Source organism: Micromonospora sp. NPDC051925, assembly GCF_044548625.1.
GTDB lineage: Bacteria > Actinomycetota > Actinomycetes > Mycobacteriales > Micromonosporaceae > Micromonospora.
Genome location: NZ_JBIUCH010000004.1, coordinates 253,628 through 271,722 on the forward strand (window position 1 = coordinate 253,628; position 18,095 = coordinate 271,722).

General features: G+C 71.6%; 11 protein-coding genes. 2 read left to right on the forward strand and 9 right to left on the reverse strand.

Annotation, left to right across the window (positions count from 1 at the left end):
- Positions 1-5 precede the first annotated feature (5 nt).
- From ACIG87_RS07605 to ACIG87_RS07645, 9 genes are all read right to left on the reverse strand, one after another.
- Entirely contained in the window at positions 6-1,100 is a 1,095-nt protein-coding gene (locus ACIG87_RS07605) for a Wzz/FepE/Etk N-terminal domain-containing protein (RefSeq protein ID WP_396849097.1), read from the reverse strand.
- Entirely contained in the window at positions 1,097-2,596 is a 1,500-nt protein-coding gene (locus ACIG87_RS07610; protein WP_396849099.1) for an O-antigen ligase family protein, read from the reverse strand. The genes ACIG87_RS07605 and ACIG87_RS07610 overlap by 4 nt, the downstream gene beginning before the upstream one ends.
- Positions 2,597-2,660: 64 nt before the next feature.
- On the reverse strand, positions 2,661-3,953 hold the full coding sequence (locus ACIG87_RS07615; protein WP_396849101.1) for a glycosyltransferase family 4 protein: 1,293 nt from the start codon (positions 3,951-3,953) through the stop codon (positions 2,661-2,663).
- A 238-nt stretch (positions 3,954-4,191) separates the two neighbouring features.
- Positions 4,192-7,410 (reverse strand): ThuA domain-containing protein, encoded by a 3,219-nt coding sequence (locus ACIG87_RS07620; RefSeq protein WP_396849103.1) that lies wholly within the window; start codon positions 7,408-7,410, stop codon positions 4,192-4,194.
- A gap of 460 nt (positions 7,411-7,870) precedes the next feature.
- On the reverse strand, positions 7,871-8,983 hold the full coding sequence (locus ACIG87_RS07625; protein WP_396849105.1) for a sugar phosphate isomerase/epimerase family protein: 1,113 nt from the start codon (positions 8,981-8,983) through the stop codon (positions 7,871-7,873).
- A gap of 448 nt (positions 8,984-9,431) precedes the next feature.
- On the reverse strand, positions 9,432-10,010 hold the full coding sequence (locus ACIG87_RS07630; protein WP_396849107.1) for a TlpA family protein disulfide reductase: 579 nt from the start codon (positions 10,008-10,010) through the stop codon (positions 9,432-9,434).
- Positions 10,007-10,459 (reverse strand): hypothetical protein, encoded by a 453-nt coding sequence (locus ACIG87_RS07635; RefSeq protein WP_396849108.1) that lies wholly within the window; start codon positions 10,457-10,459, stop codon positions 10,007-10,009. The genes ACIG87_RS07630 and ACIG87_RS07635 overlap by 4 nt, the downstream gene beginning before the upstream one ends.
- 84 nt (positions 10,460-10,543) lie before the next feature.
- Positions 10,544-12,547: a M6 family metalloprotease domain-containing protein gene (locus ACIG87_RS07640; RefSeq protein ID WP_396849110.1), complete on the reverse strand. Its 2,004-nt coding sequence runs from the start codon at positions 12,545-12,547 to the stop codon at positions 10,544-10,546.
- Positions 12,548-12,860: 313 nt separating this feature from the next.
- Positions 12,861-13,778: a dihydrodipicolinate synthase family protein gene (locus ACIG87_RS07645; protein WP_396849111.1), complete on the reverse strand. Its 918-nt coding sequence runs from the start codon at positions 13,776-13,778 to the stop codon at positions 12,861-12,863.
- A gap of 233 nt (positions 13,779-14,011) precedes the next feature.
- On the opposite strand from ACIG87_RS07645, the gene ACIG87_RS07650 reads away from it, so the two are divergent.
- Positions 14,012-15,244: a PucR family transcriptional regulator gene (locus ACIG87_RS07650; protein WP_396849113.1), complete on the forward strand. Its 1,233-nt coding sequence runs from the start codon at positions 14,012-14,014 to the stop codon at positions 15,242-15,244.
- A gap of 375 nt (positions 15,245-15,619) precedes the next feature.
- Positions 15,620-18,055: a M14 family metallopeptidase gene (locus tag ACIG87_RS07655; RefSeq protein ID WP_396849115.1), complete on the forward strand. Its 2,436-nt coding sequence runs from the start codon at positions 15,620-15,622 to the stop codon at positions 18,053-18,055.
- Positions 18,056-18,095 lie beyond the last annotated feature (40 nt).

Below are 18,095 nucleotides of genomic sequence, written 5' to 3' on the forward strand. Positions count from 1 at the left end.
CCCGCCTACCGGTGCCGGGAGTTCTGCTCGGGCACGGTCGCCGCCACGACCGGCAGCACCACCGTGTCGTCGCTGCCCCGCCGCCCGCCGGCCGGGGTGGCCGTCGCCCGTCCGACGGCGGCCCGCCTGCCGGTGCCCGCCCGGTTGCGGGACAACCACTCCATCACCACCACCAGCAGTACGGCCAGCAGCAGGCCGACGCCGAACACCGGGAGCGCCAGGCTGACCAGCGCCTGGACCCGGGACACCGGCTGCACCTCGCCGACGCTGGTCACCTTCTCGGGGTCGGCCGCCTGGGACTGGGCGCGGGCCTGTTGCAGGCCCTCGCGGGCGGTGGCCAGCGCGCTGGTGGCGCTGTCCCGTTGCGCGATCAGCGCCTGGTAGTCGGGCAGCTTCGGGCCGAGTCCGTCGAGCCGCTTCTGGCCGGCGCTGATCGACTCGGCGGCGGCGGTGGCGCCCCGGCTGTTGCCGACCGCCTGCATCTGCAGCTGCTGCTGCCGCAGGCTGGCGATCTCCTGGAGGGTCGACTGGTAGAGCTTGTCGGGCTGGCTTACCTTGTTCGTCTTCTCCCAGTCGTTGATCGCGCGGGTGGCGGTGGCCAGCTCGTCGTTGGCCGCCGTCACCTCGTCGGTGGCGATGTTGACCTGGCTGGTGAACAGGAACGACAGGGCCCGCTTGCCGGTCGCGGCGAGCACCGGGGCCACGGAGGACCGGTCGTCCGTGGTGTACGTCACGGTCAGCTGGCTGCTCGCGCCGACCTGCTTGACGGCCAGCCCGTCGCGCAGCTCGTCGGCGGGAACCCCGGTGTCGGCCGCCACCTGGTCGACCACCTGCGGGGAGGTCACCGCCGCGGCGAAGGCCGCCGCGAACTGGTTGGCCGCCTGGGTGCCGGTGAACTGCTGGGCGGCGCTGCCGCCGACCAGCGCGGGCGCCGCGACGTACGAGGTGGCCGAGTACTGCTGCGGGCCGAGCAGGACGACCAGCGCGGCTGCCGCCCCGGCCACCAGCGGAATGCCCACCAGCAGCCAGAGTCGCCGCCGCGCGACCCGCAGATAGTCGACGATCTCCACCCCGGTGCTCCCCACTGCTTGATCGTTCATCGGTTGTTCCACCCGGTCGTCACCGGTCGGGGCGTCGCCACCCGGGGTGTGCCGGCCGGTAGCCCTCGGGCGACCGCGCCGGCCGCCGCGGCGAACGCCGCGAAGTACCACAGGGTGACCACGTTCGAGATCACGTTGGACGCCGCGCTGACCGCGACGAAGGCGACCGCGCAGCCGAGGAAGCCGACCGCGATGCCCCGGCCGAGGGTGCCCGGCGGGGCCCGCCGCAGCGCGGTCAGCCCGGTGTGCAGGCACAGCGCCATCATCGCCAGGTACGCCAGCAGCCCGGCCAGGCCGGTCTCGACGTACGCGCGCAGGAAGTCGTTGTGCGGCTTCTTCGCCTCGTCGGCCTCGAACTTGGTCATGTTGGGGCCGATCCCGGTGACCGGGTTGCGGTTGGCCAGCGACACGATCTCCGACCAGTAGCCGACCCGCCAGGCGAGGGTGTTGCCGGTCGGGCCACCCCCCACGGCGGTGCTGTCGGTGAGCTGCCCGAAGCGTTGCGCCACGCTCGGCAGCAGCGCCACCCCGGCCACCGTGACCAGGCAGAGCGCCACCAGCATCCGTCGGCTGCGGTGCAGCACCGCGACCACCAGCAGGCCCAGCCCCGCCCCGAGGATGGCGCTGCGGGTGTTGGTGAGCAGCAGGAACAGCAGCGACGCGGCGAGCAGCACGCCGAGGCCGAGCCGCAGCCGACGACTCAGGTAGCGGTGGATGCCGAACCCGAAGATCACCATGAACATCAGGTAACGGCCGAACGTGGTGGACTGGCTGAACGGTCCACTGATCCGGGTGAAGTCCCCCTTGACCTCGGCCGGTGGGTGGCCGAGCAGGGTGAGCACGGCGGTGTAGCCGACCGCCAGCACCAGCGAGGCGTACGCGGCGATCAGCACCCGGCGGACCGCCGGCAGGTCCGGCATCAGCTGCTCCAGGACCACGAACATCACCACCACGGTGCCGATCCGCAGCGCCTCCAGGGCGCTGGGCACCGGCTGGGCGGCACCCGCCGCGCTGACCAGCGAGGTGGCCCCGACCAGCAGCATCGCCACGCCGAGCGGGGAACCGCGCAGCCGGCCCCGTTGTCGCAGCTGGGCGGCGAGCCAGAGGCCGGCGGCGAGCAGGAACAGCACGGCCAGGATCGTCGACGGGTCCATCGTCCGGGTGGCCGCCGCGCCGTCGGCCCGACCGGCCGTCGGGCCGCTGAGCTTGAACAGGTCGACGCAGGAGCGGACCGCCAGCATCAGCAGCACGTACGCCGAGAAACGGGTCAGCGCGAGCAACCCGACGGCCAACCCGGCCAGGAGCACCAGGGGCAGCACCGCGCCGACCCGGCCGCCGCCGGCCGCGGCCAGCCCGGCGCCGACGGCCACCACGGCGCAGAGCAGCGCCGCACCGCCGGTCAGCAGGCGTCGGGTCGGATCACCGGTGGACCGCCGCCGTCGCCCGTCATCGGGCAGGACGAGGTCACCCTCCGTACCGTTTCGCTGACCGTCCACCGCTCGCCGACCGCTCGTTTCCAGGAAGTAGTTGCCGGTCGCCGCCGACGGCCGGAAGAACGGCCTAATCTAACGGTCGCCGCGCGCCCGGGACATGGGCCGTTACGCCGACCGTGGGCGACCCAACGTCCGGTTCCCGCCGCCGGGGGACGCGCAGGGCCAGCGAGAAGTAGAGTCTTTCCAGCTCACGGGCGGCCGCGTCCCAGCTGTACTCGGCGAGCACCCGGTCGCGCAGCAGCGCGGCACCGGCCCGTTCGGCCGGTACGTCGGCGGTCACCGTGGTCAACGCCCGGAGCAGGTCGTCGACGTCGCCGTCGCGGAACAGCCGCTGTCCCGGCCCGTCGCGGTCCAGCACCTCGACGTGCGGTTCGATGTCGCTGGCCACCACCGGCAGCCCGTACGAGGCGGCCTCCAGCAGGGTCAGCGGCAGCCCTTCCAGGCGGGACGGCTGCACGAAGGCCGCCGCGTGCGAGTACAGCTCGGCGAGCAGGTCGCCGTAGACGAAGTCGGTGAACACGATGCGCGGGTCGTCGCCGGCGGCCTGGCGGAGCCGGGCGACGTACCCGTCGGTGAAGGCCGAGCCGCCGACGATGGCCAGCCGCAGGTCGGTCGGTAGCCGCCGGAACGCCCGGACGAGCAGGTCGGCGGCCTTCTCCGGGACGAGCCGGCCGACCAGCAGCAGGTAGCCGCCGGGGCGCAGACCGAACCGGGACAGTTCCCGGGGCGGCCGGTGGGTGGGGGCGGCCACCCCGTTGGGGATGTACCGGGCCGGCCGCCCGAACCGGCTGGTGTAGTGCGCCGCCAGGCCCTGCGACACGGTCACCCGGGCGTCCGGCAGGTGCCCGCTGAGCCGGTACGCGGTGCCGAGCACGACCCGCGCCGCCCGTCCCCACTTGTCGCGCTGGTTGTCCAGCCCGTGCACGGTGAGCACCACCTTGGCCCGGGAGGCGTAGCGGGCCAGCGGCGCGGTCAGCACCGGGCCGAGACCGTGGTAGTGCACGATGTCGGGGCGCTCGGTCAGCGCCGCCAGGGTGGAGGTGGCCGAGTGCACGATGGCGTCGAGGTGCTTGCTGGGCACGGTACGCGTCCGCCGCAGCCGGATGCCCCGGTGCTGCTGGGCCTCCACCGCGCCGTAGCTGTCCCGGCAGTAGACGGTCACCTCGTGGCCGAGCCCGGCCAGCCGGCTGGCCATCTCCTCCACGTGCCGCTCGATCCCCCCGTAGGTGGCCGGCACGCCCTTCTGGCCGATCATCGCCACCCGCAGCGGACGCCAACCCGGCGTGGAGGTCACGGCCGGCACCAACCGGTCGGGGCGGAGCTGGTCTCTCCGGTCGGCGGCATCGTCACGGAACGGCACTGTCCCCCCTAGTTTTCGCTACTCACCGGGGCAACGGAGCGGCTCCCGGCGCACGGGACGCTAGATCATCGGCGATCGGCCGGCTACTGGCCGGTCAGTCAGACCTGGCCGGCCACCTGCGGGCCGGCCAGGCCGGACACCTGCGGTGCCGGGCCGGCCGGACGCCGGTGGCCGCCCCCGTGCCGGTACGGCGCCGGGAGGACGGAGTCTCCGTCCTCCCGGCAACCGTGTGGTGACGTCAGGCGGTCGGACCGCCGAACTCCACCCAGTTGAGGTTGAACAGGCTGGTCGTGGCTCCGCCGGAGACGGGCTTGAAGACCAGGTAGAGCGCGTGGGTGCCGGCTGCCTGGCTGACCGGGAAGGTCTGGCTGGCCCAGGCGCTGGTGCCGGCGGTCGCGTTGAGCGTCGCGCTGGTCACCAGTTCCCCGGTCGGCGAGTCGAGCCGCAGCTCGACGATGCCGCGCGGGGTTCCGGCGGTGGCCGTGGAGCCACCGGCGTACCGGAAGGTGATCTTGTCGATCCCGCCCAGGTTGATCGGGTCGAGCGCGATGTGGTCACCGTTGTCGATGCCGGTCACGTGCTGGCCGCCACCGGTGTCGGCGGTGGTCGCCAGGGTGACGCCCTGCTGGACCTGGGCGAACTCGGCCTGCTGGCGGTAGGTCTGCAGGACCACCTGGTCGAGGGCGGAGAGCGCCGGCTGGCCGTTGGCGCCCTTGTCGGTGTAGGTGGCGCTGATCGCGCCGTACAGGTAGCCACCGGCGTGGTCGGCGCCGTCGGCCGGGGTCTCGAACGAGCCGGAGCAACCGTTGGCATCGCTCATGCCGTGCCCGTGCGAGTCGTGGCCCAGGACGAAGGAGACCGTCACCCGGCTGCAGTCGATCGTGCCGTCCTCGGGGTCGGTCACGGTGACCGTCCACGGCACGGTGTCACCCCAGTTGAAGAAGGTGCCGGACAGCGGCGAGGTGACCTTCACGACGGGCGCGGTGTTGCCCACCGTGATCTCGCGGGTGAGCACCGCCGTCTTGCCGCTGGAGTCGGTGACCGTCAGCTTGGCGGTGAAGACGCCGTTGGTGGTGTAGGTGTGCGACGCGTCCCGATCGGTCGAGTCGGTGGTGCCGTTGCCGTCGAAGTCCCAGGCGTAGGTGATGGTCTCACCCGGGTCGGCGTCGGAGGAGCCCTCGGCGGAGAACTGCACGGTCAGCGGTGCCTGACCGGAGGTCGGGCTCGCCTTCAGCTCGGCCACCGGCGCCCGGGTGCCCTTGGCGTAGCGGATCACCGACAGCGCGGCGTCCGGGTTGGCCCGGAAGAAACCGTCGCCGTACTCCAGCAGGTAGAGGCTGCCGTCCGGGCCGAACTCCATGTCCATCGGGTTGTCGAAGACGAAGCCCGGCAGGAACTGTTCCACCCCGACCAGCTTGCCGCTGCCGTTGGTACGCATCATGAAGATCTTGTCCCGGGAGAACTCCCCGAAGACCACCGCGTCGTTGTAGTACTCCGGGAACTTGGTCTCGGACTCCAGCGCGGCGTCGTAGTTGTAGACCGGGCCGCCCATCGGGCCGACGCCGCCGGTGCCGAGCACCGGCCACTTGAACTCACAGGTGCTGGTCGGCGTGCTGAGGTAGCCCTCGGGGCAGGTGGTGGTGGCCCGGAAGGTGTAGTGGAACTGCGGGTCCTGCACCGGCGGGAGGACCGTCCGGCCGGTGTTGCGCGGCGAGTCGTTCACCGGCGCGGCGCAGTTGAAGGCGCCCTTCGACTCCTTGGTCACGAAGTCGTAGTCGATGTACGGCAGGGTGGGCGAGTAGCAGTACGGCCAGCCGTAGTTGCCGGCCTTGTTGGTGGCGATCCAGCGACCGGTGCCCTCCGGGCCCCGGGACGGGCTCGGCGTCTGCGAGTCCGGCGAGTAGTCGCCGATGTAGACGAAGCCCCGGGAGTCCACGTCGAAGCGGAACGGGTTGCGCAGACCCATCAGGAAGATCTCCGGGCGGGTCTTGTTGTCCCGGTCCTCGGCCTCGGGGAAGAGGTTGCCGGCCGGAATGCTGTACGACCCGTCCGCCTTCACCTTGATCCGCAGCACCTTGCCCCGCAGGTCGTTGGTGTTGCCCGCGGAGCGCTGGGCGTCGTAGCCCGGACCCTGGGTCGGCGACTCGTTGATCGGGTTGAAGCCGTCCGAGCCACCGGCGTTGGTGTCGTCGCCGGTGACCAGGTAGAGCAGCCCCTTGCCGTCGAACTTGACCTCACCGGCGACGTGGCAGCAGATACCCCGGTCGGTGTCGACCTTCATGATCTTCTGCTCGCTGGCCAGGTCCAGGTGCGGGGTCGGCTCCTCCACGAACTTGAACCGGGAGAGCTGGTTGTGGCCCTTGTAGACGTCCCACGCGGTCGGATCGGTGCTGGTCGCCGGCGCGTCCGTGGTGGGGGTGTTCAGCTTCGGCGAGTAGTAGACGTAGACCCACTTGTCGGTGGCGAAGTCCGGGCCGATGGTGACCGACTGGAGGCCGTCCTCGTCGTGCTGGTACACCGGGATGGTGGTGATGACCGGGCTGGCCCCGGTCTCCGGGTCGTAGAGCCGGATCTCGCCGGCCCGGGTGTTGTGCAGCACCCGACCGTCGGGCAGCACCGACAGCGTCATCGGCTCGCCCGGCTCGTCGTTGAGGATGACCTTCTCGTAGTTGGCGTTGACCGTCGCCCCGCAGTCCCCCTCGACCATGCCGGCCGACCACTGGATCGCGCCGAGCAGGTGCTTGCGGAACGCGCCGTTGGCGTACGTGTCGGCGGAGTCGCCGAGTCCGGTGTAGAACGACCGGCCGCCCTGGAAGTCCTTGCACCAGGAGATCGGGTGGTCGTAACCCATGGTCCCACCGGTGAAGGACTTCTCGTCCACCGTGGCCAGCACGTGCGCCGTGCCCCGGACGTTGGTGGTGTAGTTGTACCACTGGTCGTTCAGGGTGAGCTGCCGGGCGAGCGGCTTGCTCGCCGGGTGGGCCCGGTCGGCCACGTCGATGGTCGCCGACCCGCTCGACGCCGTGCCGCTCACGGTGGTGCCGACGATGTCGCGGTAGAACGTCCACGTCGGCTCGGCCTCGGCCGCGGCGTGCACGCCGAGGTAGCCACCACCGTTGCGGATGTAGCGCTCGAAGGACGCCTCCTGGCCCCCGTTGAGCACGTCACCGGTGGTGTTGAGGAAGATGACCGCGCCGTAGCTGGCCAGGTTGTCGTCGGAGAAGGCGGTGGAGTTCTGGGTGACGTCGACGGTGAAGCCGTTGCTGCTGCCCAGGGTGCGGATCGCGTTGATGCCCTTGTCGATGGACGCGTGGCGCTCACCGTCGGTCTTGGTGAACACCAGGACGCTGGTCTTGTCCTGGGCCGGCTGGGCCAACGCCGGGGCGGTCGCGGCGAGCGGGATGACGATCCCGACCCCTGCGATCGCGGCGAGCCATCGGTGTACCGATCTTGCCATCTGGTTCCTCCGGTGGGGGGACGATGTGCTCTGTTCCGGGCGGGTGCCGGGGCCACCCGGGGTGGTGCGGTGATGCGCTTCGCTCTCCGGTGGGGTCGGGACCACGCCGTCCCGGCCCCGGTGCGGTTCGCCGACCGGGGAGCGGCCGTACGGCCCCGTGGGGCCGCGCGGCCCGTGCTGCGGGCGCGCGGCAACGCGGCCCGGGTTACGGGTCGGAAGAGGTGACGCGGTACGCGGGCCCGAGGCCCGCCGGGGCGCTTGGCCCGTGGACTGTTCACCCGGTCGCGTCCGGATCTGCCGGGACGGGGCCGGGGACGACGGTCGGGGCGACGACGGCGCCCGGGGAGGTGGCGGTCGCGTCAGGGACGCGACCGCCACCCGCCACCCGGGTGCCGCCGGCGGTGGTGCGACCGCCGGTCGGTGCCCAGCTGCGGCCGGAGATGCCCGGCCGGAGGGGCGGTCAGTCCTTGTTGTAGATGGTCAGGTCGGCCATGTTGGCGTAGCTGAGCCGGGCGTAGTCCAGCGACTGGGCCGGCGCGGTGGTGCCGCCGGGGGCGGTGTCCATCTCCCAGTTGGCGTGGTGGAAGTCGGACTCGCCGATGGTCTGGAAGAACTGCTGGAAGTTGATGTCACCCTCGCCCAGGGGGATCATCTCGTAGCCGTTGGCCAGCGCGGTGTTGCGGTTGCCGTCCTTGGCGTGGAAGAGCGGGAAACGCTTGGTGCGCCGCGCCACGTTCAGGATCGGGTCGAACAGCGAGGTCTTCTCCTTGCCGGCCGAGTTGATGTACTTGGTGTGCTTGTGGCGCGCCACGTACGCCCAGTAGATGTCGCACTCGAAGTAGACGTACTTCGGGTCGGTCTTGGCGAAGAAGTACTCCAGCCGGCGGACGCCGGAGGAGCGGGTCGGCTTGCCGTTGGCGTCCAGCGGGCCGCTGTCGAGCAGGAACGAGTAGGCCACGTCGTGGTTGTGGGTGTAGAGCCGCATGCCGCGCTCCTTGGCCTGCCGACCCAGCTCGTTCCAGGTGTCCGCCGCGGCGTCCCAGTCGGCCTGGTAGGCGCTGTTGGTCGGGTCGCTGCCGGTGCCGATGTTCTTCATGCCGAGCTCTTCGGCGATGTCCAGCTGCTGCTGGAAGGTCGCCGCGTTGATCGTCGTGTGGGTGCCGTTGGCGACCAGGCCGTTGTCGTCCAGGATCTTGCGGATCTCGGTCGGGGTGATCTGCCGGCCCAGGATCGAGGTGTGCTGGTTGTAGCCGGCGAACTCGATCTCCTTGTAGCCCATCTCGGCCAGGCTGGCGAGCACCCGCTCGAAGCCGTAGGGCACGCCGCTGTCGTCGGGGGCCGCGGAGATCCGGTCCCGGACGCTGTAGAGGATGATGCCCCGGTTGCGCTCCGGGATGAGCGGGTCGACCCGCCACTTGCCGTCCGCGCGGGCCGGCCCGTTGGTCTGGAGCACCGGCAGTCCGGCCGCACCGAGAACGGCGGCGGCGCCGGCCGACGCGGCCAGCAGCCGACGACGGGTGACCTGAGCGCGGTACTGGGGGTCGGAGGCCAAACGGCGCTGATCCTCGTTCACAATTTCCACCTTTCGAGGCGGCCCCGAGGGGCCACGAGACGTACGAGTCCTGCTGGAAGGGGTCTGAAGGACCTGCGCCGCCGAATACGCGTGGCCCGGTGGATGACTGGTTGATCAAGGGGGGATGTCAGCCGTGTTACGTCCGTGAACCGGACACTAACGGTGGCTGACGGCTAAAGATAGACCTCGAACGGAGAAACTTTTGTTCGTACGAACAAAAGTTCGCGATACTCGGAGCGAATGCCCGGACGGTCGCCCGTACCCGGCTCCCCGGTAGACCGACCGGCCCTCACCAGCGCGAACGTCGACGGTGACCCGGTCCGGCAGACGCGGGCACGCCCCGGGGCGTGACATCGACCGACGATCGAATCGATGCCACGCCCACAACGCCGGGAAGCCGCGCCCCGGGCTCAGCCCGGGGCGCGGCCCGTCACCGCGGCGGGGGCGGCTACCCGGGGCCGGCCAGCACCAGTTCCCCGAGCCGCTGGTCGAGCGTCGGCGCGTCCAGGCCACCCGGCCAGCCCCGCAGCAACGCGCCCCCCTTGGCGACCAGCACGACGGCCGGTGGCTCCCGCACCGCGTACGACCGCCAGACGGTCTGCTGCTCGTCCACCACGACGGGGTACTCCACCCGGTGCGCACGCAGGTAGTCCTGCAACTCGTCGGCCTGGTCCACACCGGCCACCCCGACGAAGACCACCCGGTCCCGGTATCGGCGGGCCAGGTCGCTCAACGCGTCCTGCCGAGCGGCGCAGGTGGTGCACCAGGAGCTGAAGAAGGTGAACACCACCGGCCGGTCCGCCCAGAGCTGGGCGGCGGTGAGCGGGGTGCCGTCGGTGAGCCCGCCGGTGAACGCCGGGGCGGCCGGTGCCGTACCGGGTGCCGGACGCAACGCCAGGTCGGCGGGGACCGGCCCCGGCAGCGTCGAGGCGCCCCCGGCGAGCGCCGTGGCCGGCTCCTCGGCCGAACGGGCGGTACAGCCGACCAGCATCAGCACCGCCACCAGCGGCGCGAGCAGCCGTCTCATGCGGGCACCACCGCCACCAGCGCCGGACCCTCGCTGCTGTCCGGGGTCAGGTCGAGCGCCGGCCGGCCGGCCACCTCCAGCCGGTACCCGTCCCGCTGCGGCACCTCCACCGGCACCGCGAACTCGCAGTAGGTCGGCACCCGGTCGACCGCCAGGTCCTCGGCGAAGGCGGCCACCGCCGTGCCCGCCGGCAGCTTCCCGGTGACCAGGGCCGCGCCGTCCGGGTCGAGCAGCCGGAACGCCGCCCGATGGTGGAAGTACTGGTACGGCCCGGTGCCGGCGCAGTCCACGCCCTCGGCCCGGATGTTGATGTCACGGACCAGGATCCGGACGGTGGTCGGGCTGACCGCCTCCGACCCGGCATCGGTGGCGCCGCATCCGGTCGCCCCGGTCAGCAGCAGGGCCAGCAGCGCGCCGGCGCCGTGCCGGGCGCTCGTGGACAGCCGCACGTCGTCTCCTCTCGCCCGCCTGCCGGGCCCCCGGCGACCGAGGTCGCCACGAGCCCGGCAGGAACGGTCGTCCCGGTCGACCGGTCAGGACTTCTCCACCCGGCACTGCTTGGTCACGGTCTTCGTCGGGTCGCTCTCCGAGGTCGCGGTGAGCTTGACGAAGCCGGTGTCCGCGGCGGCGGCGGTGGCCCCCACCGACACCCGGACCGTGGTCGACTTGCCGAACTGGGCGGTGGCAAGCTGGTTGGGCAGCCAGGTCCGCCAGCCCTTGCCGGCCACCTCCGCGGAGAGGCGGTAGACGTCGGACTTGAGGTACGCGGTGGCGTTCTCCGGGTGCTGCTGCCCACCGGCCGAGTACGTGCCGGTGTTGGTCAGCTCGAACGAGCAGGTGACGCCGCGGTTCGTGGGCTTGCCGGTGCTGGTCACCTCACCCTTGGCCAGCGACACACCGTGGCTGCTCGGCCCACCGGTGCCGTCCAGCGACCTGACCGCCACCGTGTACGACAGCGAGCCGGCGGCGTCCCGCTTGAGGTCGATGATGTAGAAGTGCAGCCGGTTGGCCTCGTCGACGTACTCGTACTGGCTGCCGGTGTCCGCCCCGGCGTGGAACAGCGCGTCGGAGAGCTGCCGGTAGTCACCCATGGTGATCTTCTGCGGGGTGCCGTCCGGCCGGTAGAAGTCGATCATGTCGATGTCCTGCGGGTTGGCGTCCACCACCCACTGGAACGGCGCACTGTCGGCGTTCTTGGTCTTGCTCAGCAGCACGCCCCGGTCCGGGGTGAACGAGTCCGCGCCCATCCGGTCGACGACCTCGACGGTGTAGTTGTTGTAGCTCCCGCCGTCGCACAGCGGATTCGTGGCGACCGTGCAGGCCGGCGAGAGGTCCTTGTTCAGGGCGATGTTCACGCCGGTCAGCCCCTTCGGGCCGGCGTCGACCGCGCGGGCGGTCACCTGGGCGACGACCAGGCCGGAGGAGGCGAGCGACTCCCGGGACAGCCGCAGTACGTGCTCCTCACCGAGCAGGCCGATCTTGAGTTTGTCCCGCACCGTGTGCAGCGAACCCATCGAGCCACCGTTGGTCGGCGGGATCTGCCAGCGGGTGTGCGGTCCCCCGGGGCCGTTGAACGAACCGCGCGACATCATGCTCCAGATGCCGGTGTACGCCCGTCGTAACGGCTCGCCGTACGGGTTGTTGTAGTTGTCGCCGATGCCGAGCAGGTGGGTCAGCTCGTGGGCGTACACCCCCATGCCGGAGCTCTCCCCCTGGGTGGACGAGCCGCTACCGGCGTTCGGCCACAACGTCGCCGCCGCCTTCCAGGACGTCCACTCCACGTAGCGGGTCTTCGCCCAGTTCGGCAGGTTGGGGTCCGGCGGGCCCCAGGAGTCCGGCACGTCCTCCTTGTTCTGGAAGATCATCTGCCCGAACTCCTGCCAGGTGGATGACTCGTCCTGCCCGGCGCTGAGGATGAAGACCAGCTCGTACTGGTTGGCGACCTCGTCACCGACCGCCGCCCGCCAGGCGCCCAACCCGTCGGTGCGGATGTTCTTGTTGCAGGTGTCCCCGCTGGGGCAGGCCCCGGGGTTGAAGCTGTTGTCCAGCCCGTACTGGTACGACTTCGCCGGCAGTTGGTACGGCCCGAACCCGGCCAGGTCCACGCCGTACCGCCCGTTGGAGTCCTGCATCCAGTACTCGTGCAGGGTGTGCCCCTTGTTCAGGGTGTTCGGCGTGTTCAGGAAGTCCTGGTAGAACTTCGGCACGTCGGCGCGGGGGATGTTGGCCGCGACCGACTGGGGGTTGCCGAAGACCGTCGAGCGGGCCCGCTGGGACACCGCGAACGTCTGATCCGGATAGTCGAGCGCGACCAGCGCGATCTTGAAGTTGCGGACCGCGCCCCGCACGCTCGGGTCGGCCCAGTTCCTACCGGGCACCGCCTGGTAGTCGTCCCAGGTCATGGTGTCCGGGTTCTGCCAGGCCTGCGGGTCGAGGACCTGGAACGGCGCGGTGCCGCCGGCCGGATTGGCCGGGGCCGCGGCGGCCTGCGCCGCGCCGGTCACCACGAGCGTGCCGGCCACGACCGCGGCCAGCACGGAACGCCTCAGTCGGGGTCTGTTGCGGGTAGCACGGTGCACAGGTTCACCTCTCGTCGGGAGGGACGCGGCGTCCGGGGCCGGTGTCCGGGGTGGATGTCGGGACATCGATCACCGGGCCGCGCAGCGAATCTAGGAGGACGGGCCGGGGCCGGTCACCGTGCAGATGTCGGCAGGTGAACCGGCGGCTTCCGACACCTGAAGGACCGGCACCGGATCGCGGCAGGACGGGCACCCTGACCCGGCCGGTCCCCGGCCCGGCCCGCCGAGCGGCCCGGCGACCGGACGGACCGGACGGACCGGCCCGCGCGATTCAGCGGGGCCGATCGTCGATGGCCGGGTCGACGGTGGCCGCCAGGGCCCGGACCAGGTCCCGACGCAGCCGGGCGGCGGCCGGCTGCGTCAGCGGACCACGCGGCGGGCGACACCGGCCGCCGAACCGCCCGGCGCAGTCCATCGCCAGCTTGATGGCCTGTACGGACTCCGGTCGGGAGTCCCAGCCGAAGGCCGGGTGCAGCTCGGCGTAGAGCGGCAGCGCCCGGACCAGGTCCCGGGCGACACAGAGGTCGTACAGCCGCAGGGCCTGGTGGGGCAACGCGTTGGACAGGCCGGCCACCCAGCCCCTGGCACCGCACAGCACCAGCTCGAGCAGCACGTCGTCCGCCCCGACCAGCACGTCCACGTGCGGGCAGAGGTCCCGGATCCGGTGCAGCCGACGGACGTCACCGGAGAACTCCTCGACCGCGACGATCCCGTCGGTCTCGGCGACCCGGGCGAGCAGCTCCGGCGTGAGGTCCACCCGGGTGTCGTACGGGTCGTTGTGGGCGACCACCGGCAGGCCGACGGCCGCCACCTCCCGGTAGTGGGCGACCACGTCGGCGTCCCGGGCGGGGTAACCGTCGGGGGGCGGGGCGAGCACTCCGACGGCACCGGCGGCGGCGGCCTGCTCCGCCCAGCGGCGGGACTGCCGGCTGCCGTAGCCGCCGACCCCGGGCAGCACCGCGCAGCCCGGCGGCGCGGCCTGCACCGTCGCCCGCACCACATCGGCCCGCTCGTCGTCGGACAGGGCCCGGTACTCGCCCACCGAGGCGCACGGGGTCACCCCGTGGCAACCCGCCTCGGCCAGCCAGCGGACATGTTCCTGGAGCCGGTCGAAGTCGACGCCGAGGTCATCGCGGAACGGCGTGGTGATGGCGACCAGCACCCCCCGCCAGGGGCTATCAGCTGTCACTCGGGCGTCCCTTCCTCCGCGCCGCCGGCCCCGGCGCCCGCGCCGACGCCGTCCGCACCGAACCCTACGATCGTCGATCGGCCTGCTCTTCGGACAACTGCCGGAACAGTTGCCATGGGGGCCGTCCTTTTGTCGGTAGATCTCCGGTGGACCTTGCGCGGAGACCCACCGGCCCCACAGGGTAGGCACTGGCTGTCGCGCACCCCTGTCGAGCAGCCAACCAGGGGAGATCCATGCATGGTGAGCTTCAGCGAATAGTCGATGCCGTCGCCGCCCGGGTGGGGCGTCCCGCCCTCATCGAGGACCGGCGGCAACGGGTGGTCGTCTACAGCGAACACGACGGCCCGATGGACGAGGTGCGCCGGATGTCCATCCTGCGCCGGCAGACCACCCCGGAGGTGATCGCCTGGTTCCGCCGGATGGGCGTGCTCACCGCCCGCGAACCGGTCCGCACCCCCGCCGACGTCGACCTCGACCTGCTCCCCCGGGTCTGCGTGCCGATCTGGCACGACGACCTGCTGCTCGGGTTCGTCTGGTTCATCGACGACGACGGGTCGATGACCGACGCCGACATCGCCACCGCCACCAGCGCCTTCACCGACCTGTCGCTGGCGCTCTACCGGGAGAACCTGCTCGGTGAGCTGGCCTCGCAGCGGGAGGCCGAAGCCACCCGTACCCTGCTGGTGGAGAGCCCGCAGGCCCGCGCGCACGCCGCGCGGGCCCTGCTGGAGGAGGGCACGGTCGCCGGAGACGGCACGACCACCGCGGTGGTGGCCCAGCTCGCCCCCACCGTCGGGCGGCACCCCGACGAGGTGGCCCGGATCGCGCTGGAGCAGGCGCTGGTGGCGACCCGTCGGTGGCTCGGCGTGCGGGAGTCGCTGCACATGGTCTGGCACGACCACGGGGTGCTGCTGATCTGTGGCGGCCGGATCGCCGGGCGGCCCACCCCGGAGACCGCCGCCGGCCATCTCGACGAGGCGTTGCGCAACGCGACCCGGGGCCTGTCCTCGGTGGACCGCACGGTGACCGGGATCGGTCAGCCACGCCCGGGGTTGGCCGACGCGGTGCAGTCGTACCAGGAGGCGGTGCAGGCGGCCCGGGTGGGTGTCCAACTGCCGGCGCTCGGCCGGGTGGTCTCCTGGGCCGGCCTCGGCATCTACCGGGTGTTGTCCCAGCTCGACGGCCGGCACCTCGACGTCGCCGGGGTGCACCCCGGGTTGGAGCGGCTGTTGCGCGACGACGCCCACCAGGTGCTGCTGGAGACCCTCGAGGCCTACCTCGACCTGGCCGGGAACGCCCACGCGACTGCCGAGAAGCTGCGGCTGCACCGGACCACCCTCTACTACCGGTTGCAACGGGTCGAGCAACTTGCCGACACCGACCTCAAGGACGGCAACGAGCGGCTCTGCCTGCACCTGGCGATGAAGCTGGGCCGGCTCACCGGCCACTACCGGACCGCGTCGTGACGTCCCGACCGACCATCCTCAGGGGACATTCGCGACATGCGCTGTGACAGAACGTGTCCGGCCGGACAGATCATTGACAGATCCGAGCGGGTACGGCCAGGATGGGCGCACCGATCGGCAATGCCCCCACGACCGACCGTAACCAGGTAAGCCCCTCGCCCGTCACGCAGACCGGATCGGCGCCGGTCCGCCACCTCCATGCGAAGGGGAGACGCCCCGGTGTCCCCCGTCGTACGGCAGGTCGACGTCGTGATCGGACGCCCACCGTCGCCCCGACTGTCGACGTCCGTACCCTCCCGTTCCGCACGCCGCCCGACGGCGGGCGCTGCCGCGCGCCGTCGGCCCGTCTCGCACCCCCAGGAAAGGTGGCCCGAGATGTCCCGTTCCGCGTTCCCACACCGCTGGCGGCGGTTACCCGCCGCGACAGCCGCAGGCGTGGCGCTGCTCCTGCTCGCCGGCCCGGCGACCGCCGGCACCGCTGCCCCGCCCAACGGGGAGCAGGAGACCCCGATCGTGCTCGAACGGTCCGCCGACGAGCAGGCCGACGTCGTGGAGGTGCTGGTCGACGGCACCGCCCAGTTGGACGAACTGGTCGCCACCGGGGTCGACCTCGACCACGACGTCACCCACACCGACCAGGGCATCGTGGTGCACGCCGTGGTCACCCCCACCGAGGTCGCCGCGCTCAAGCGGATGGGCTACCGGGTCGGCGCCGTTCTGCACGACGCGGCCGACTCCGCGCAGCGGATCACCGAGCGGGACGCGACCATCGCCGCCCACCAGGCCGAGAACCAGGCGTACACCGCGACGTTGGCGCGCAACGCCACCGCCTCCGACGTGAAGATCATCCGAGCCGACTACTACACCTCCGGCAGCAACCAGGTGCTGTCGGTCGAGGCGAAGTGGGCCCAGGGGCAGACCTCCACCAGCACGTTGACCGTGGCCCGGGACAGCGGCCCCGGCACCGAGATCGGCTCCGGCGGCACCCAGGCCATCTCCCGGTTCGTCGACGCCGGGGTCTACCTGTACCACCGGGGCGCCGCCACCGTCACCGCCCGGCCGCAGCGCATCCAGATCACCAGCCCGACCGGTGACGTCGCGGTCGCCGAGGTCAAGGAGTGGCTGCCGATCCCGGCCGACAGCCCGGAGGGCCCCGGCTACCAGAAGGACTTCGTCACCAGCTACCTCACCCCGACCGAGCTGTACGACCGGATCAAGCGGCTGGCCGCCGAGTACCCGCAGCTCGCCGAGGTCGTCGAGCTGCCGTACAAGACCAACGGCTACCGCCGCAAGGCGCAGGTGGTGCTGGGCACGGCCAACACCAACCGGGTCGCCGTCGACTCGCTCGCCTGGGGCCACGAGGGTGGCAACGACATCTCCGTCGAGTTGGCCGACCCGGGCGCGGCCGACCGGCCGCTGGCGGTCACCGTGACCGGCAAGGCCATCCGGGTCAGCCTGGCCACCAACGCCGACGGCGCGGTGACCAGCACCGCCGCCCAGGTCGCCGCGGCGCTGACCGCCGAGGCGGGTGCCCTGGTCAAGGCGTACACCTATCGGGGTGACGCCGGCGCCGGCGTGGTCGCGCCGGCCGCGTCGACGCCGCTGTCGGACAACCTGAAGGCCCCGGCCGGGGTATCCCGCGACCCGCAGCCGGTGTACGCCATCCGGATCGGCAAGTACCGGGACGGTTCCCGCACCGGGGTGCTGGCCTACGCGCAGGAACACGCCCGGGAGTGGGTTCCGCCGTTGGTGTCCATCGAGACCGCCGAGCGGCTGCTGCGCAACCACGCCACCGACGAGAACACCAAGCAACTGCTGCGCACCCTGGACATCTGGATCGTCCCGTCGATCAACCCGGACGGCGGGCACTACTCCTTCTACGACTACGCCTCGCAGCGCCGCAACATGACCAACCACTGCCCGGCCGGGGGCGCCACCGACGCGCTGGCCCGTAACTCGTGGGGAGTGGACAACAACCGCAACTACACCGAGTACAGCCTCTTCGACGGCTACTCGGGGGCGTCGGCGAGCTGCACCAGTGACACCTACGCCGGGCCGAGCGAGCTGTCCGAGCCGGAGAACCGCAACGTCGACTGGCTGGCCCAGCGGCCGAACATGAAGTTCTCGATGAACCTGCACTCCTCCGGCAACTACTTCATGTGGTCGCCGGGCGCGTACGCCACCCCCGGGCGGATCTCCGCGCCCCGGCCGACGCTGGCCGACGAGTCGTTCTTCTGGGGCGCGTCGTCGCGGATCCTCACCGCCATCAAGCGACACCGCAACATGGCCGTCACCCCGGCCCGGACCGGTCCGATCTCCGACGTGCTGTACTCGGCGGCCGGCAACTCCGGGGACATGCTCTGGTACAAGTACGGCATCTACGCCTGGAACTTCGAGGTCGGCACCAGCTTCCAGCCCACCTGGGACGAGGCACACCAGGAGACCATGGAGTTCAGCAACGGCCTGGTCGAGCTGCTGCGGGTGGCCCGGGACTTCGACAAGGACAAGAAGCGCCCGACCAGCACCCTGTCGGTCGAGCCGAGCCCGACCGAGGGCATGGTGAGCGTCCGGTTCGACGTCAGTGAGCCGGCGGCGGTGTTCTACACCCTCGACGGCGGTCGACCGACGTTCGGCTCCACCCTGTACGCCTCGGCGGGCATCCGGGAGGGGGGCGAGACGCTGACCGTCCCGGCCGGCACCAAGGTCCACTGGTTCTCGGTGGACGCGGCCGGCAACATCGAGCGCAACTACCGGCCGGACGACGACAGCAAGACCTTCAACCGGGGCTGGGCGACGCTGCCCACCGGCTGAGCCCCGACCACTCCAGGCAGGGGCCCGGCGGTGCGCACCG